Source organism: Pseudalkalibacillus sp. A8 (assembly GCF_045920555.1).
Lineage (GTDB): Bacteria > Bacillota > Bacilli > Bacillales > Fictibacillaceae > Pseudalkalibacillus.
The window spans coordinates 1711441-1729925 of sequence record NZ_CP174509.1; the positions used below are offsets into that span (position 1 = coordinate 1711441).

General features: G+C 46.2%; 18 protein-coding genes. All 18 read left to right on the plus strand.

The genetic code is table 11. The features are described 5' to 3' along the window. Positions 1-357 precede the first annotated feature (357 nt). Positions 358-1278 (plus strand): ketopantoate reductase family protein, encoded by a 921-nt coding sequence (locus tag ACJROX_RS08840; RefSeq protein WP_408010383.1) that lies wholly within the window; start codon positions 358-360, stop codon positions 1276-1278. Between the two features lie 19 nt (positions 1279-1297). Then, positions 1298-2719 carry a hypothetical protein gene (locus ACJROX_RS08845; protein ID WP_408010384.1) on the plus strand — a complete coding sequence of 474 codons (1422 nt, stop codon included), beginning with the start codon at positions 1298-1300 and terminating at the stop codon, positions 2717-2719. A 270-nt stretch (positions 2720-2989) separates the two neighbouring features. After that, a complete protein-coding gene (locus ACJROX_RS08850) occupies positions 2990-4138 on the plus strand; it encodes an acyl-CoA dehydrogenase family protein (protein WP_408010385.1) in 1149 nt (382 codons plus the stop codon). 83 nt (positions 4139-4221) lie between these two features. Then, positions 4222-6186, plus strand: a complete 1965-nt coding sequence (locus ACJROX_RS08855) for a TRAP transporter permease (protein ID WP_408010386.1) — start codon at positions 4222-4224, stop codon at positions 6184-6186. 11 nt (positions 6187-6197) lie between these two features. Next, positions 6198-7196, plus strand: coding sequence for a TAXI family TRAP transporter solute-binding subunit (locus ACJROX_RS08860; protein ID WP_408010387.1), 999 nt, complete (start codon positions 6198-6200; stop codon positions 7194-7196). A gap of 22 nt (positions 7197-7218) precedes the next feature. After that, positions 7219-8847: a long-chain-fatty-acid--CoA ligase gene (locus tag ACJROX_RS08865; RefSeq protein ID WP_408010388.1), complete on the plus strand. Its 1629-nt coding sequence runs from the start codon at positions 7219-7221 to the stop codon at positions 8845-8847. After that, complete coding sequence (locus tag ACJROX_RS08870) at positions 8847-9710, plus strand: 3-hydroxyacyl-CoA dehydrogenase family protein (protein ID WP_408010389.1); 864 nt, start codon at positions 8847-8849, stop codon at positions 9708-9710. The genes ACJROX_RS08865 and ACJROX_RS08870 overlap by 1 nt, the downstream gene beginning before the upstream one ends. Positions 9711-9725: 15 nt before the next feature. Then, positions 9726-9959, plus strand: a complete 234-nt coding sequence (locus tag ACJROX_RS08875; protein ID WP_408010390.1) for an enoyl-CoA hydratase-related protein — start codon at positions 9726-9728, stop codon at positions 9957-9959. Between the two features lie 11 nt (positions 9960-9970). Continuing rightward, on the plus strand, positions 9971-10498 hold the full coding sequence (locus ACJROX_RS08880) for an enoyl-CoA hydratase/isomerase family protein (protein ID WP_408010391.1): 528 nt from the start codon (positions 9971-9973) through the stop codon (positions 10496-10498). A 1-nt stretch (position 10499) separates the two neighbouring features. Then, positions 10500-10928, plus strand: a complete 429-nt coding sequence (locus ACJROX_RS08885) for a PaaI family thioesterase (RefSeq protein ID WP_408010392.1) — start codon at positions 10500-10502, stop codon at positions 10926-10928. Next, positions 10925-11695 (plus strand): electron transfer flavoprotein subunit beta/FixA family protein, encoded by a 771-nt coding sequence (locus ACJROX_RS08890; protein WP_408010393.1) that lies wholly within the window; start codon positions 10925-10927, stop codon positions 11693-11695. Before ACJROX_RS08885 ends, ACJROX_RS08890 begins: the two co-directional genes overlap by 4 nt. A 12-nt stretch (positions 11696-11707) precedes the next feature. Then, a complete protein-coding gene (locus ACJROX_RS08895; RefSeq protein WP_408010394.1) occupies positions 11708-12685 on the plus strand; it encodes an electron transfer flavoprotein subunit alpha/FixB family protein in 978 nt (325 codons plus the stop codon). A gap of 93 nt (positions 12686-12778) precedes the next feature. After that, positions 12779-13927, plus strand: a complete 1149-nt coding sequence (locus ACJROX_RS08900; protein ID WP_408010395.1) for an acyl-CoA dehydrogenase family protein — start codon at positions 12779-12781, stop codon at positions 13925-13927. Positions 13928-13955: 28 nt separating this feature from the next. After that, complete coding sequence (locus ACJROX_RS08905; protein WP_408010396.1) at positions 13956-15140, plus strand: thiolase family protein; 1185 nt, start codon at positions 13956-13958, stop codon at positions 15138-15140. A 160-nt stretch (positions 15141-15300) separates the two neighbouring features. Then, positions 15301-16479 (plus strand): acyl-CoA dehydrogenase family protein, encoded by a 1179-nt coding sequence (locus ACJROX_RS08910; protein ID WP_408010397.1) that lies wholly within the window; start codon positions 15301-15303, stop codon positions 16477-16479. 36 nt (positions 16480-16515) lie between these two features. Next, positions 16516-17313: an alcohol dehydrogenase catalytic domain-containing protein gene (locus tag ACJROX_RS08915; RefSeq protein WP_408010398.1), complete on the plus strand. Its 798-nt coding sequence runs from the start codon at positions 16516-16518 to the stop codon at positions 17311-17313. A 10-nt stretch (positions 17314-17323) separates the two neighbouring features. Next, on the plus strand, positions 17324-17641 hold the full coding sequence (locus ACJROX_RS08920) for a hypothetical protein (RefSeq protein WP_408011614.1): 318 nt from the start codon (positions 17324-17326) through the stop codon (positions 17639-17641). Positions 17642-17684: 43 nt separating this feature from the next. After that, positions 17685-18449, plus strand: coding sequence for a 3-oxoacyl-ACP reductase FabG (fabG, locus tag ACJROX_RS08925; RefSeq protein ID WP_408010399.1), 765 nt, complete (start codon positions 17685-17687; stop codon positions 18447-18449). Positions 18450-18485: the final 36 nt, after the last annotated feature.

The window sequence follows — 18485 nt, forward strand, 5'->3', positions numbered from 1 at the left end:
TTGGAGGCTGTTCAAAACAGAAATGGACTGCGAACGCTTAGTCATTCAAGAATCCCACCCCTCACACCGTAAGGTGTAGGGTTTGCGGCTTTAGCCGTGGGAGTCTCAAGCTTGAAGACCTTGTCTCAAGCGTTTTTTTATTCGGACCTGGCTTTAACTGTGTTCCATTTTTACCTATTTATAGGATTATCTTCAAAAATTCTGGGATTAATCTGTGATTTTCTGGGATTACCTTCAAAGTTTCTAGGAATATACTTTGAATTTCTGGGCTCAAAAAGGTGGAAGAGGTTTGACATCTTCTCCTTTTGGCATAAAAATTGCATGTTTATATAGAAGAAACGAGAAGGAGGAAAAACGATGAAAATTGGAGTGGCTGGAGCTGGTGCTGTCGGCGGTTATTTCGGAGGAGTGCTCGCACAAGCAGGTAATCAAGTGGTTTTTCTTGCCCGCGGAGCACATTTGGAAGCCATGAAAGCTCAAGGGTTACGTATTGAGAGCGCTAAAGGGGAATTTACAGCTGATGGGATTTTCACAAATGATATCCATTCTTTTAAAGGATTGGACCTCATCCTCTTTTGCGTGAAATCCACTGACACAAAGTCAGTAGCAGAGCAATTGAAAAACATTCTTGATGATTCTACGAGAATCCTTGTCATGCAAAATGGTATCGATAATGAAGAAATACTTAGTGAAATGTTTGGTAAGGAACGGGTATTGTCGACAGCCACTTATCTGTCTGCAAGCGTCAAAGAACCAGGTATCATCCACCAGTTCGGTGAACCAAGACTTCCGATCGGGACGCTAAATCGAACCGCAGATCCGTTCGCTAAGGAAGTTGTAGCAGTATTCAATCATTCTGGCGTGAAATCATGGGCTTCAGATGATATCATTTGTACAAAGTGGCAGAAGCTTTTATGGAATGTTACATTCAATCCACTGTCCGCAATCGTCAAAGCGGATGTAGGACAGATTTTAGATGATCCGTTGTTAAGAAGAACTGCCGGATCCATACAGAAAGAAGCATTTCTTGTTGCGAAAAAGAAAGGGATCCGGATCGCTCCCGAAATTTTGGAGCAGATTTTTATGGGTGCCGAAAAAAGAGCCCGTAACCACAAGACTTCGATGTTACAGGATCGTCTGAAAGGGAAGAGGATGGAAATCGAATCGCTTTGCGGATACTTAGTACGTGAAGGAGAACGGCTACGTGTAGAAACACCTGTCTTACAAGCTATATACGTAATCCTGACATTTATCGAGCAACAAGAGTTGAATTTGTAATGATCGAGGGGAAACTACCATGTCTAACGCAAAAAAAGCTACGTCAACAGAGCCACCGAGTTCTTATTTGGCAGGGATCCTCATCCTGCTGGTCATCGGACTGTTCATTGCTCGGCAGTTCATCTCCAATCAATGGCTCGATCTATTCTCAGGGATATATCTCTTACTCGTCATAACCCTTTTGCTGCCTTCTGCGAAAGGGATTTTTAAATATTTGACCATCCTTCTTCTTGTTTTGAGTGTGGTTTTCCTGTTGATAGAGGAAGCACCTTTCCAGGTTTGGATTGAAAGTGTAACCATCAATCATACTTTAGTGGCTTTATTCATCAGTGTTCCATTCTTAGGTGTGCCGATCAAGTCGAAGGAATACCTGGAAGCTCTTAAACAAGTTTACATACGGTATATGCAGAATCCCAACGTATTCTTCTTCTTGACGCAGTCGTTCACACATTTCATGGCGATCATTTTGAACGTAGGCTCTGTTTCAATTTTCTATCAGCTGGGTGGAGCGAATCCTTATGTCAAATCCACTCGGACGCTTTCCAGCCCATTGATACGAGGGTTCGCTACAGCCCTGATCTGGTCGCCATTCTTTGCGGCAATGGCTCTGGTTACGACGTATCTCAATATCGAATGGGCGAACAGTGTTCCGTTTCTTTTAGGGTTTGTCATTTTATCGTTCATGGCGAGCAGCCTGCTTGAATGGCGGTTGAATCATAAGGAGCACGAGAAAACGCAAGAAAACATTGCAGCAGCCTCTGAATCTGGTGAAGAAAGATATCTAGTCCCTCTTCAAAAAAAGAAGCTGTTTGAATTAGGTGGTTTCCTTGTCATGATCATCGTTTCTCTGTTTGTTCTGGAGCAGTTTACTAGTTTATCGATGGTGACTCTTGTCATTTTCATTTCATTCCTCTTTCCGTTGTTTTGGCTTACAGTAAAGAGGCGTTTCCGCCGATTCATAATTGAATCACTCCGCTATGCTTCGGTTACGGTTCCACTTTTGAAAAAGGAAGTCCTTTTATTTCTAGTGGCCGGCTTATTCAGCGGGGCCGTTGCGCAAACCAGCTTTGGTGTTTGGATTGCTGGTTTCCTGAATGATATGTATGGAGGATATATTGGTGTATCGCTGTTCATCATCCTGACCATCATTGTTTCCAGCTTGATCGGGTTTCATCCGATTATGATCATTACCGTGTATGTTACGAGTCTGGAGCCATCGGCCATCCATCTATCCACCATGTATTTCGCCGTATTGCTTCTTGGCGCATGGGGTATTGCCACCTCGATATCTCCTATGACAGGGGTCAGTCATCTATTAGCCTACGAAATGAAAGAGAAGGTCGTCAATATTTCATTGAAATGGAACCTCGGATACGGTGCATTATCATTGGGGCTTTTACTCACGTACATGGTCATTTTGCATGAAACAGGGCTGATCTGAACAGTGATACATTTTTGAATCAAATGATACAACTTTGAATCAGTTTTAAGGGTTCCGCAGTATCGGTTCTGGAATACAGCAGAAAAATGAAATTGCGGCAAATTTCCAAAATTGATCGTTGTTATAGAGCTGTACACCTTATGGTACAGCTTCTTTTTGTGTATTAACACTCCAAACAGGTATTTTTTCTGAAATATTTTCTCACTATTTAAAATTTTGGCACGATAATTGCAACTCTTTATTGGTGACTGACAAAGGAGGAATTTTCTAATGGCAACAGCATTATTGAATGAATTGGATCAAATGAAAACGATGATTCGGAATTTCGTAGAAAAAGAAGTAGAACCATATGCTCAACAGATCGAGGATGAGGATAAGATTCCTGTGCATCTCGTAGAAAAAGCGAAGGAACTCGGTTTGTTCGGGATGAGTATCCCTGAAAAATATGGCGGGATCGGATTGAATGCTGTCGGAAAGGCAGTCGTTCTAGAACAGTTGGGCCGTACCCACAACGGTTATGCGTCCTTGATCAGTGCCCATACAGGAATAGGCAGCACAGGCCTTGTCAAGCTTGCCTCAGAAACATTGAAAAAGAAATATCTGCCTGATATGGCAGCAGGAAATAAAATCGCTGCGTTTGCATTGTCTGAACCCGGTGCTGGGTCGGATGCGACAGCTCTGTCAACCAAAGCGGAAAAAAAGGGAGACAAGTGGATTCTGAATGGAATGAAGCATTTCATCACCAATGGACCAATTGCGGATGTGTTCACAGTAATCGCATCAACTGACAAATCGAAAGGTGCAAAAGGCGGAATCACGGCATTCCTGGTTGAGAAGGACTTCCCAGGATTGATTGTCGGTAAACAAGATAAAAAGATGGGGCTGAAAGGTTCGTATACATGCCAGATTTTATTGGAAGATTGCGAGGTCCCTGATGAAAACATCATTGGTAAGGTTGGCATGGGTTACGTTTCTGCCCTGAAAATACTTGGGGAAGGCCGGGTAGGACTGGCTGCAAGGGCAGTGGGATCCTGCGATAAATTGATCGAGATGTCAGCTAGTTATGCAAAGGAAAGAGTACAGTTTGGAAAACCGATTGCTTCAAACCAGGCAATCCAATGGATGCTTGCGGATATGGCGACTGAGACTGAGGCTGCACGGACGTTGACGATGAAGGCTGCGGAAATGATCGATGAAGGAAAGAAAGTGATCAAACAGGCTTCGATGGCAAAGCTTTATGCGTCAGAAGTGTTCAACCGGGTTGCGGATAAAGCTGTCCAGATCCATGGCGGCATGGGCTATGTTTCCGACTATCCGATCGAGCGTTTCTATCGTGATGCAAGAATTACGAAAATCTATGAGGGGACAAGTGAGATACAGCGGATGATCATTTCCCGACACGTATTGGATGAAAACTAGATTCACCCGTAAGCCTTATTTGCAAAGAATGAACCAGATTGATAGATGAAATGAAAGCGCTAACAAAGAAAGGAGTTGATCAAATGGCTACAGACCAAAATGCGGATATCAAGAAAATCGATACGACGATCAAGGAAAAACCAGCCTTCATTGAAGAATTGTGGGATTCGAAAACGGAAAAATGGAATCGTGCTAGATTTCTAGTCCTGTTCACTTCTCTTTTGGCGATCGGCTTATCGATCTTTCATATCTACACAGCAGGCTTCGGGACGTTGTCCTCCTGGCAGCAAAGAAGTATCCACGTCGTGTGGGCGTTGCTGTTGATCTTTCTGATATTCCCCTTTAAAAAAGGAAAAAAATTCGGTTGGATTGATGTTCTGTTTGTACTGGTCACGTTGGGGGAGACTTGGTTCATCTTGTTCCAGGGAGAAGCGATCCAGAGCAGGCAAGGCAATCCGAATACGACAGATCTAGTCGTCGGAACGATTTTCATCGCATTGGTACTGGAAGCGACACGAAGGACGAACGGCTTTCTAATGGCTTGTATCGGAGCATTCTTCATTGCGTATATCTTTCTGGGTCCATATTTCCCTGCGGCTCTTGCGCATCCAGGGGTACGGTACGGAAAGATGATCGACCAGATGTTCAATGGCACATTGGGGATATTCAGTGCTCCGATCTACATCAGTTCCACAGTCTTGATCTTATTCGTCATTTTCGGTTCGTTCTTGATGAGATCAGGAGGAGGGCAGTTTTTCACCAACTTCGCATTCGGGGCTTTGGGGCATCGTTCCGGCGGACCTGCATTGTCAGCAGTCGGGGCAAGTGCAATGGTTGCGACGATCACCGGTAACGGAGCTGCTAACGCTGCGATTACAGGATCGTTCACAATACCGCTTATGAAAAAACTCGGATACAGCAAGCGGTTTGCAGCTGCAGTCGAGGCAGTCGCTTCTCAGGGCGGACAGATCATGCCGCCGATCATGGGTGCTTCTGTTTTCATCATGGCAGAAACGACAGGAATCCCTTATATAACCATTGCTTTATACGCTTTGATCCCAGCCGTCATATATTTCCTGATCGCTGGATTCATCGTGTACTACCACGCGAGGAAGCTGAGGTTGGAGGGGATTCCGAAAGAACAGCTTCCGGATCCGAAGCTCGTTATACTCAGACAGGGTTATCTATTCTTGCCGATTATCTTGATCATTTACCTGATGATTGATGGTTTCAGTCCGATGAAAGCTGGATTTTATGGGATCATCGCGGCAATCATCCTCAGTTGGATAAGGAAAATGACGCGCATGAAGCTGTTGGATATTTTAGCTTCCTTAGAAAATGGAGCAAAGAGTGCATTGACTGTCATCTCGGCTTGCGCGACAGCGGGAATCATCGTAGGGGCAGTTTCGTTGACTGGTCTAGGCCTCTCCTTTTCGAGGTTCATGATTGATGTTGCAGGCGGTCAGTTATTCGTGTTACTTGTCCTCTTGGCGATCGCCTCCATCATCCTTGGTATGGGAATGCCGACTGTTTCGGCCTACGTCATTCTTGCTGTTCTCGGTGTCCCAGCACTAGTGGAGATGGATGTGAATTTGGTCGCTGCCCATATGTTCGTCTTCTATTTCGGTGTCATGTCAGGTTTGACGCCACCAGTAGCGATAACGGCTTATACGACAGCTGGAATTGCTGGATCCAATCCTTCATCGACGGCATTGTACGCGATAAGGATCGCGCTTGGCGGATTTTTCATTCCTTTCGTTTTCGTCTATAACCCTGAATTGCTTTTACAAGGTGAGGATCCAACAGGAATCTTACTGACCTTGATCACAGCGGGGATAAGTTGCGTGCTTTTCGCAGGTTCAGTGGAAGGCTATTGGTTCGGTGATTTGACATTGGTTAAACGGATCGTGTTATTTGCAAGTGCTGTTGCGCTGATCATGCCGGGGATGATAGGAGATCTGGCTGGAATCATCCTGTTAATCCTTGCATTCCTTTGGCAGCGCCAATCAAAGGTTAATAAAAACATTCCGCATGAAATCAGCGGGTAAGGGAGGATATTATGCGAAAGACATTCATCTTTGGATTGATTTCGATTTTATTGGTAGCGCTTACGGCCTGTAACGCCAGTGGTGATGAAGGCGGGCTTAAGGCGCCGGACAAGTTTTTGAAGGTCGGGACTGGACCGATGGGGTCTGGTTGGTATCCGATCACGACAACTCTTTCTGAGGTATACATGGATGAATTTTCGGGGTTGAACGTTTCCCAGGTCGAAGGTGGATCGACAGCAAACTTAAAATCCTTACAGGTAGGGGATATCCAATATGGCATCCACTATACCTCAGACTATGCAGATGCACTTAAGGGTGAGGGCAGCTTTGATGAGAAACTTGATCAGGTAGCTGGGATCGGCTCCTTATATCCTGTCTATCAAACAATCGCTACATTGGCTGAGAATGATGACATCAACTCCGTCGAAGACATCGTCGACAAGCATATTTTTCTAGGTCCAAAAGGCGGCGGTGGACCGGTTGCCTTCTGGCGGATGATGGAGGAATACGGCATTGATGAAGAAACGATCGAGACTGCTGGCGGGAAAATTTCATATGGAAACTATAACGACGGGGCATCGATGCTGAAGGATGGAAATGTCGATGTATTCGTCGGTGGGGGAGCGCCACAGGTCACAGCCTTGCAGGAAATCGAAATGACAAAACCGATCAAGGTACTCCCGATTGATGAAGATAAATTGAAAAGCATCAGTGAAAAAGGATTAGGAATTTCCTCAGATAATCTGCCGACAGGAACCTACAAAGGTCTTGATGAAGAGATTCCTACCTATACGCTCGTTGCGATGTTCAGTGTCCGTAGTGATTTGGAGGAGGATTATGTATATAACCTGACCAAAGTGTTCTGGGAAAACCAGAAGCCTTTTGAGGAACAAATCCCGCAGAGAGCAGAGAATTTTACGCTTGAGACGGCACTTGATGGTATCGATCCAGAGACCTTACATCCTGGTGCTAAAAAATATTATCAAGAAAAAGGCGTCATTGAAGAATAACAGATACGAGAGGAAGGAACGAATGGAAAAACTCGGAAAACGTCCCTGGAACGATGTTTATGGTGTGGATTTGGAAAGGGATTTCATCATACCTGAATGTTCCCTCTATGAACTGTTTGCCGATCGTGTGGAAAAACATAGATATCAAACGGCTTTGGTCTACAACGAGAACTTGATTTCCTATGCGGAACTGAAGGATCGGGTCGATCGTTTGGCTGGGGCATGGAGTGAGCTCGGCGTAAAAAAAAGAGAACGGATAGGGCTGATGGTATCGAACCATCCTTCCTATATTTACGCCTACTATGCTGCGCAAAAACTTGGTGCGACCGTCGTCCAGATGAATCCGATGTATACCCCTCGGGAAATCGGGAGTATTGCTAAAGAAGTGGACATCCGGCATATCGTCACAGAAAGCTGTAATGTCAACAAATTGAAAAGTGTATCGAAAGTCCATGGTTTTCAAAACCTCTTCATAGCAGATGATCAGTTTGAGGATTATTTATCCGAACACAGACTTACGAATCTGATCCATCAGGGGGATGCTGCATCAGCAGTCGAGGCATCCATTTCGCCTAAGGAGGATACAGCAGTCATCCAATTCACGGGTGGAACGACTGGAAAGATGAAGGGTGCCATGCTGACTCATTATAACCTTGTCGCCAATGTCATCCAGAGCCGTTTCATGTATGGGGAAGGTATGAAACCTGGAGAAGAAGTCACACTGACCTGTACACCTCTCTATCATGTCTATGCGATGACGAGTGGCATGAATCTCAGCATCTATCTTGGAGCCAAGAATATCATCGTCCCTAAGTTTGAGATTGAGAGGGTACTGGAATTGATCAGAAAGTACAGACCGACTTTTTTTCCAGGTGTTCCGACCATGTACAATGCATTCATCAATCATCCGGATGTCGAGGAATACGGGCTGGATTGTTTGAAGTTTTGTTCAAGCGGTTCAGCACCGCTCCCGGTTGAAGTGATCCACCGGTTTGAAAAAATGACAGGGGCGATCATCGGTGAAGGCTATGGGATGTCTGAAACCTCTCCCTCTACACACCGGAATCCGACAAAAGGCGTCCGCAAAGTCGGCAGTATCGGCATACCGTTTCCAGGAACAGATAGTAAAGTTGTTGATGGAGAAGGCGTTGAGCTGCCTCCTGGGAGTGTTGGGGAACTGGTGATCAAAGGGCCTCAAGTGATGAAGGGCTACTGGGGAAATCCTGAAGAGACGAAAAAGGCTTTGAGGAACGGCTGGCTTTTTACAGGAGACCTCGCCTCGATGGATGAAGACGGTTATTTCTACATCGTCGGACGGAAAAAGGAGTTGATCATTTCAGGAGGATTCAATGTTTATCCTCAGGAAGTCGAGGGTGTCCTCTACGACCATCCGGCTGTAAAAGAAGCTGCTGCTATCGGTTTCCCTGATGAATATAGCGGTGAACGGGTCAAAGCGTTTGTCGTTTTGAAAAATTCTGTCTCCGTGACGTCAGAAGAATTGAGGGAATTCTGTTACGAACGATTGACTCGCTATAAAGTGCCGAAAGAGATCGAGATCCGTGACGAGCTGCCGCGGAATACGGTCGGAAAGCTTTTGAAAAGAAAACTTGTGGAGGAAGAAAAACAAAAAAGGACAATAGGAGGAAAATGATGAAACTCGAAACGATCGATCAAGTGGCTGTCATCGGTTCTGGCACGATGGGCTCACAAATTGCAATGGTATGTGCGATTGCAGGATACAGGGTCGTATTGAATGATATTGAAGAATCCAGCTTGGAGAAAGCGAAGGAATCGCTGGAAGGACATATGGAAAGATGGATCAAAAAGGAGAGGCTGACAGAACAGCAAGTGGCAGAAGCATTCGGAAGAATCGTCTATTCGACTTTTTTAAACGATCTGAAAGACTCGGACCTCGTCATCGAAGCGGTTGTGGAGAAGCTGGATGTGAAGAGGGATATTTTCGAGAAACTTGATCAGTTACTGCCTGAGCATGCCATCCTTGCCACCAACAGCTCGACGATCGTCAGCTCGAAGATTGCGGATGCGACCTTCCGTCCTGTCAAAGTTTGCAACATCCATTTTTTCAATCCGGCGCTTGTGATGGAATTGGTCGAGGTCGTACAAGGCCCTCATACATCAGATGAGACGGCACAAACCGCTTTTCAATTTGTGGAATCGATCGGGAAGCTGCCGGTTTTATTGAAGAAGGAGATTTCGGGGTTCGTGGCAAACCGGATTTTAGGCAAATTGATGGATGAAGCCTTGTTTTTATATGAAAACGGGTACGCATCGCATGAAGAAATCGATCTTGTCGTCACGAAGGCTCTCAAGCATCCGATCGGTCCCTTTGCGTTGATGGATCTGACAGGGCTTGATGTCAATTATTACGTCCGGCAGCAACGGTATGAAGAAAGCGGGAATGAGGCCGATCGACCTGCAAAGACTGTAGAGGAAAAAGTAAATAAAGGTGAGCTTGGAAGGAAAACCGGTAAAGGATTTTACAGCTATACATAAGGAGGGAGTTGGATCATGGGGTACGAAAACCTTGATGTGTACGTAGAAGACAACATCGCTTTTATCAAAATCAATCGACCAGAAGTACGTAATGCTTTGAACAAAGAAACGTTGGACGAGTTGCTTGAAGTACTTGATTTGCTGGAAGGGGAGGAACCCGTCAAATGTGTCGTCATCACCGGGGAAGGTGAAAAGTCCTTCGCTGCTGGTGCCGACATCAGCCAGCTTGAACATAAGACGATGCATTGAAGGGTGGCGGAATGCAGCAAGTCTACGATTTTATTGAAGCGTATAAGAAGCCGACGATCGCGATGATCAATGGTTTTGCATTAGGAGGGGGCTGTGAGCTTGCGATGGCTTGTGACATCAGGGTAGCTTCTACTAAAGCTAAGCTCGGCCTTCCGGAATTGAACCTATCGATCATTCCAGGGGCTGGTGGGACCCAGCGATTGACAAGGCTTGTCGGGAAAGGGAAAGCATTGGAGTTGATTTTGACAGGTAAGATCATCCCGGGGGAAGAAGCTAAGAACATCGGTCTTGTCAGTGAAGTGGTTGAGCCTGAAAGATTGAAACAAAAAACCGTGGAAATTGCAGAACAGATCATCGCTAAAGGACCTTTGGCGGTCATGCTTGCAAAGCTTTCTGTCAATGTCGGCGCTGAAACGGATATGAAAACGGCACTGATCATCGAGAAGCTTTCCCAGGCGATCTTGTTTTCATCAGAAGACAAACAGGAGGGGACGAGGGCATTTCTTGAAAAACGAAAACCAGCCTTCCAGGGAAAATAAGATGGATACCCAAGTTGAGAATCGTTTTGACCGTATCCGATATGATTTCGAATCAAGTCCCTTTTTCCAATTACTCGGTTTCAGATTAGTTGAAGTGAATGAGGATGAGGTCGTTCTGGAGCTGCCACTTGAAGAAAAATTGATGAATACGTACATGAACCTTCACGGGGGTGTCTATGCAACGCTTATCGATAACATCATCAGCATGAAGATGAGAGCGGTTTATGCCCAGCCGGTCATAACGGTCGATCTGAATATAAAATATATCGCCCCTGTGAACAGCGGTTCGATTACGGCTAAAGCGGAAGTGTATGGCAATGGACGGAAAATCAAGATGGGTGAAGGAGCAGTGTACGACCAGGAAGGAAATCTGCTGGCAAAAGGATATGGAACGTTCAAAGTGATCAAAGAAGAGAGGAGAAACCAATGAACATTTACGTCATTTTAAAACGGACATTCGATACAGAGGAGAAAATCGTCATTCAGGATGGGGAAATCAACGATGATGGTGTGGAATTCATCATCAATCCATATGATGAGTTTGCTGTCGAGGAAGCGATTAAGCTTCGGGATAAACATGGCGGTGAAGTGACTGTAGTCACCGTTGGAGAGGAAGAGGCGGAGAAGGAGCTGAGGACAGCTCTTGCGATGGGTGCTGATCAAGCTGTACTGATCAACAGTGAGGATGTAGAGGAAAAGGACCAGCATACGACAGCCTCCATTCTGGCTGCATTTTTGAAGGACAAGGAGTATGACCTCATCCTTGGCGGGAATGTGTCGAACGATAACAGCACTGGCCAGGTCGGTCCACGGTTGGCTGAGCAATTGGGGATTCCAAATGTCACAACGATCACAAAGATCGATGTAGAGGGTTCCCAAGTGACGGTGGAACGTGATGTGGAAGGGGATACGGAAATCATTGAAACGAATCTCCCCTTGCTTGTCACAGCACAACAAGGGTTGAATGAACCGCGCTATCCATCCTTGCCAGGAATCATGAAAGCAAAGCGGAAACCGTTGGAAGAGATCGATTATGATGACCTAGACCTTGATGAGGATGAAATTGAATCATTGACAGAGACGATTACGACCTTCCTTCCACTGGACAAAGCCGCTGGTAAAATCTTTGAAGGTGAGCCTGAGGAGCAGGTAAGGGAACTTGTGGCGTCTTTACGGAAAGAAACAAAAGTCATTTAGGAGGTACGATTGATGGGGAGAAAAGTACTTGTATTCGCAGAAGTGAGAGATGGAGAATTACGGAACGTATCATTTGAAGCGTTGGCTGCAGGCAAAGAAATTTCGGGAGAAGGAGAAGTCATTGCGGCAGTGGCAGGTTCAGGGATCGGGTGTTTAGCTGAGATACTTATCCAATATGGTGCGGATCGGGTTGTGGTCGTCAAGAATGACAAATTGGACACCTATACGAGTGATGGATTTTTTCAAGCCTATTTACAGGTGATTCAATCGGAACAACCTGATGCGGTATTGCTTGGTCACACAGCATTAGGGAAAGATTTATCTCCCCGATTGGCAGCGCGTTTAGGAGCAGGGCTTATTTCGGATACGACTGGGATCGAAGAAGAAGATGGTGAAGTTGTGTTCACAAGACCGATTTATTCTGGGAAGGCCTTTGAGAAGAAACGGGTGAAGGATGGAACGATTTTTGCGACGATCCGACCAAACAACATAGAGGCAATCACGAAGGATACAAGCCGTTCTGGAGTGGTGGAACAAAAGGATATCGAAGTCACTGATTTGCGGACCATCGTGAAGGAAGTTGTGAGAAAAGCAACTGCGGGAGTGGATTTATCGGAAGCTAAAGTGATCGTGGCAGGTGGACGAGGAGTGAAAAGCGAGGAAGGATTCGAACCGCTGAAGGACCTGGCTGACGAATTAGGAGCAGCAGTCGGAGCTTCACGAGGCGCTTGTGATGCAGAATACTGTGATTATTCCCTTCAGATCGGCCAGACAGGGAAAGTCGTGACGCCTGACTTATATATTGCATGCGGAATATCTGGCGCGATCCAACATTTGGCGGGTATGTCGAACTCTAAAGTGATTGTTGCTATCAACAAGGATCCCGAAGCGAATATCTTCAATGTCGCTGACTATGGAATCGTAGGCGACCTATTTGAAATCGTTCCATTGCTCACACAAGAAATCAAAAACCTCAAAGTCGGCGTATAGAATGCGGTGCCATGCACCGAAGTGAACCTCAAGCGAAGCAAGGGATTGGAAATGGTGCCTGGCACCTGTAATTAAAGAAAGGAGTGGGACCTTATGGATTTTCGTTTGGATGAGGATATTGAATTTTTGAGGAACAACATTCGGAACTTCGTTTCGAATGAAGTGGAGAAGGTTGCAATGCAAATCGAGAAGGAAGATAAAATCCCCGATCGGATCATCGAAATGTCGAAGGAAATGGGTCTGTTTGGTTTGAGCATCCCTGAAGAATATGGTGGGCTTGGAATCGGAATGATCGGCAAATGCGCGTTATATGAGGAACTTGGAAAGACGCATAACGGTTTCACCACCTTGATTGGAGCACACACGGGCATCGGTACGGTCGGTATCGTCGAGATGGGGAACGAGGAGCAGAAGAAAAGGTATTTACCGCTAATGGCAAGCGGGGAAAAAATCGGTGCATTCGCATTGACAGAGCCAGAAGCGGGTTCGAATGCTTCCAACCTCAAGACGATGGCTGTCAAAATAGGGGATAAATATATCCTTAACGGCACGAAGCATTACATCACGAATGCGACAGAAGCGGATGTGTTCACAGTGATGGCTGTTACGGATCCGGACAAAGGTGCTAAGGGTATCACCTCTTTCATCGTCGAAAAAGATTTCCCGGGCTTTCATCTTGGCGCTGTTGAGGAAAAGATGGGGCTGAAGGGATCCCATTCTGCAGAACTCATCTTTGAGGACTGTGAAGTTCCAGAGGAAAATGTTCTCGGTGAAATCGGTAAAGGCTATGTAAATGCCCTGAAGATATTAGCGAACGGACGAGCAGGTCTCGCAGCCCGCAATCTCGGTTCATGCCAAAAGCTTCTTGACATGTGTATGGAATATGTAGAAGAACGGAAGCAGTTCGGTGTACCGATCATAGAGCATCAAGCGGTCGCCCACATGGTTGCGGAAATGGGTGTCGAAACAGAAGCCCTTCGATCCTTCACCTATCGTGTCGCCTGGATGGTCGATCAAGGTGAAAAGGTCATCAAGGAAGCAGCGATGCTGAAGCTTTACGGCTCAGAGGTATATAACCGGGTAGCTGATAAAGCCCTGCAAGTCCATGGCGGCGTCGGTTATATTTCCGATTATCCGATCGAACGGTTTTATCGCGATGCCAGAATCACACGGATTTATGAGGGTACATCCGAAATCCAGAAAAATATCATTGCGGCTCAGCTCCGTAAAGAATACAGCTAGTCTAATAGATTGAGAGGAGGAAGAGGACATGAAAAACAATATTGTGATCGTCGAGGCTGCCCGGACCCCTGTCGGCCGTTACGGTGGCAGTCTTAAAGATTTCAATGCCGGCCAACTGGCTGCCATCCCGATCAAAGAAGTGATCAAAAGGTCAGGGATTTCTCCAGGTCAGGTGGATGAAGTCATCTTAGGTGAGGTGAGACAGACGACTGAATCCTCCAATGTGGCCCGCGTAGCAGCATTAAGAGCTGGGGTTCCTGAGACATCCCCCGCTTTTACAATCAACCGGCTCTGCGCATCAGGCATGCAGGCAGTCGCCTCTGGTGTGCAGCAGATCGAATCCGGACAGGCTGAAATCGTGATTGCAGGCGGTACGGAAAGTCTTAGCAACGCGCCGATCTATATCCGAAACAGCCGGTTTGGAGGCGACCGGACCAAACTCATCGATTCAAACCTTGAAGCTGGTCAACAACCGATTGAAATGTATGGGAAAAATCTCGGGATGGGGATGACAGCCGAAAATGTCGCTGAAAGATACCAGGTTTCAAGGGAAGATCAGGATGCATTTGCCATCGAAAGCCAGCGGAGGGCTTCAAAAGCGATTGAGTCCGGACGTTTTCAAAACGAAGTCATCCCCTTGGAAATCAAACAAAAGAAGACTTCTTTCACCTTCGCTAAGGATGAACACCCGAGACCAGAGACGACAATGGAGAAACTATCACAACTCAAGCCCGTTTTTAAAGAAGACGGAACGGTTACTGCAGGAAATGCATGCGGACGAAACGATGGGGCTGTGGCGCTTCTATTGATGGCCGAAGATAAGGCGTTTCAATTGGGGCTTGAGCCGCTTGGTAGAATTGTAGACTGGGCAACTGCTGGTGTGTCTCCTGAAGTGATGGGCATCGGTCCTGTTCCCGCTGTCAAGAAACTTCTTGAACGTACCGGAAAGAATCTCGCCGATATCGGTTTGATCGAGTTGAATGAAGCTTTCGCATCCCAATCACTCGCCGTAATCCGTGAACTGAATCTTGATCCGGGCAAAGTGAATGTGAACGGTGGTGCAATTGCACTAGGTCATCCACTTGGAGCGACTGGGGCTCGTCTTCTCACATCGCTAGTCCATGAAATGAAACACCGTCAAGAACAGACAGGGATGGCAACACTCTGTGTAGGAGGCGGACAAGGTATGGCGATGATGGTTGAAAAAGTATAGATAAAACGATTTTTTAATACAATTCATAAATTCAGGGTTGTATTTTCAGAAATTTCTAAATAAAATAGACATATAACATACTAACCAGTCGGTATGTTCCTGGCCGAAAAGCAATTGATTTATTCCAAGTAAAACATCCAAATTGACGGGGGTAACATGTATGCATTTACGTTTGACTGATGAACAAAGGATGGTTCAGAAAACGATAAGAAAGTTTGTCGAAAAGGAATTGATTCCGTTAGAAAACGAAGTGCTTCGTAATGAAAGGGAAGGAAAACCAAGCCTTCCGGAAGGGAAAATGGAAGAGCTGCAGTTAAAAGCGAAGGAAGCGGGATTCTGGGGGATCAATACTCCTGAAGAATACGGTGGAGCTGATCTGGGTCAGATGATGCTTGCGATCGTCCAGATGGAAGTGGCGCGGACATTCGTGCCGTTCAGTTTCGGTGGGTCTGCAGACAATATCCTGTATTACGGTAATGAAGCTCAAAAGGAAAAATATCTCCTCCCGACGATTAATGGGGAAAAGAAATCATGTTTTGCAATGACTGAACCAGGAGCAGGTTCTGATACACAGAATATTAAAATGACAGCGGTGAAGGACGGTGATGAATGGGTTTTGAATGGTGAAAAAACGTTCATCACTGGTGGAAACGAAGCCGATTTCGTCATGGTCATTGCGATTACGGACAAAGAGCTTCACAAATCATCAAGTGGACGAAAAGGAGTCACCTGTTTCATCGCTGACAGATCGATGGGATGGAAATCGGAATATATCCATACGATGGGTGAATGGGGACCAGCAGCGCTCATTTTTGACAATGTACGTGTTCCTGAAGAGAACATCCTGGGAGAAGTGAACGGCGGTTATGACTTAGGGCTGGAATGGATCGGTTTTGCGAGATGGATTGTCGGAGCACGTGCGGTCGGGGCAGCTGAACGGCTGTTGAAGATGGCGATTGATTACGCGAATGAAAGGGAAACGTTCGGAAAACCGATTGCGACCAGACAAGCAATCCAATGGCAGATTGCAGATTCAGCTGTTGAAATCGAAGCTGCCCGTTGGCTTGTCCTGAATGCTGCATTCACACTCGATCAAGGTGAGGATAACCGTCATGCTGCGTCAATGGCGAAACTGTACGGCTCCAACATGGGGAATAGAGTTGTCGATCGTGTGCTCCAAATCCATGGCGGAATGGGGTATACGAGAGAACTGCCGATCGAGCGCTGGTACCGTGAAGCGAGGCTCTGGAGAATTTACGACGGAACTGATGAAATCCAACGTCTGATCATCTCGAGGAACCTTTTGAAAGGACATGTGAAGGTCGGTCAATTCGCCTGATTCTACACCATTCATTTATAGGAGGTGATCAGAAAAATGAAAGCGCTTGTATTGGAAGAAATCAGAAAACCGATGACTGTCCGGGAAATGCCTGATCCTGGATGCACCCCCGAAGGTGTCATCATCCGAGTAGAAGCAAACGGGGTCTGCCGTAGCGACTGGCATGCTTGGATGGGGGATTGGGATTGGCTGCAGGTTCCATTGCCCCATGTACTCGGTCATGAATTCTCGGGTGTGATTGAAGAGACCGGAAGCCATGTGAAACACTTTAAAAAAGGTGACCGAGTCATTGTTCCATTCACAATCGGAGATGGCCATTGCCCGTATTGCCAAAGGGGCCATCACAATGTATGTGAGAATATCCAGATGCCTGGATTCACCTCCTGGGGTGGTTTCGGAAAGTATACACATGTCGCCAACGCGGATGTCAACCTGACGATTTTGCCTGAGTCTATCGACTTTACAGAGGCTGCAGGGATGGGATGCCGATTCATGACCGCATTTCATGGCATCACCGCCCAAGCGGGGGTAAGGGCTGGTGAATGGGTTGCGGTCCATGGTTGTGGCGGAGTCGGTTTATCTGTGATTCAGATTGCAACAGCTCTTGGTGCGAATGTGATTGCGGTTGATATTGATGAAGAAAAGCTCGCATTAGCCCGACAATTGGGTGCAGTGGCCGAGATTAATGCCAAAAATGAAAGTCCTGCGAAAGTGGTGAAGGATCTTACAAAGGGCGGGGCTCATGTTTCAGTTGATGCTCTCGGTATCACTCAAACGTGTCAGGCCTCATTACTTAGCTTGAAAAAGCAAGGGCGGGGCTCATGTTTCAGTTGATGCTCTCGGTATCACTCAAACGTGTCAGGCCTCATTACTTAGCTTGAAAAAGCGTGGAAGGCATCTTCAGCTTGGATTGACGACAAAAGAGGAAGCTGGTATGATTCCGCTTCCGATTGATCTGATCGTCCAGTCGGAAATCCAATTGATCGGTTCTCTCGGAATGCCGCCTTCCCAGTATCCGCATATGCTTGCAATGGTTGAAAAAGGAAAGCTGAATCCTGGCGCACTCATAACCAGGAAGATTTCTTTGGAAGAGTCTCCAGATACCTTTGAACAGATGAGTGATTTTCAAAACATAGGCGTCACCGTAGTGAATAAGTGGTAGGTTAATACATTTAATAGAATCAATTTTTTAAGGAGGAATGGACATGGCTGGGAGATTCGATGGAAAAGTCGCTTTTGTCACTGGAGGTAGCCGTGGAATAGGAAAAGGAATCGTACAACGGTTTGCGGAAGAAGGTGCGAAAGTAGCGATCATTGATGTGAATGAAGAAGCGTTGGGTGAAACGGCAAGTGAATTCAAGGAAAAAGGTTTTGAACTCTACACGAAGGTTGCAAATGTCGTTGAAGCTGAAGAAGTAGAAGCAGCGATGAAAGAAGCTGCCGAGACATATGGGTCGCTTGATATCCTCGTCAATAACGCCGGGGTGATCCGGGATAACATGCTTTATAAAATGACTGATTCCGATTGGACCACAGTGATGGATGTCCATTTGCGGGGTTCCTTCAATGCAGCCAGGGCAGCACAGAAATATATGGTGAAAAATCAATATGGGCGTATCATCAACATCTCTTCGACCTCTGCCCTCGGAAACCGGGGACAAGCGAATTACGCCACCGCTAAGGCTGGATTGCAGGGCTTTACGAAAACACTGGCGATCGAACTCGGTAAATATGGGATTACAGTGAATGCTGTTGCACCAGGATTCATCGAAACGGAAATGACGAAGCAAACCGCAGAAAGGATAGGTATCTCCTTCGAGCAATTGATTGAAGCAAGTGTGAAAAATATCCCGGTCGGTCGAAGCGGTAAGCCCGAAGATATCGCCAACGTCGTTGCATTCTATGCGGATGAAAGATCTTCATTCGTGAATGGGCAGGTGTTGTATGTGGCTGGTGGTCCGAAAGATTAATAGACACCGATTTACTAATTGAAAAATGAGGTGATA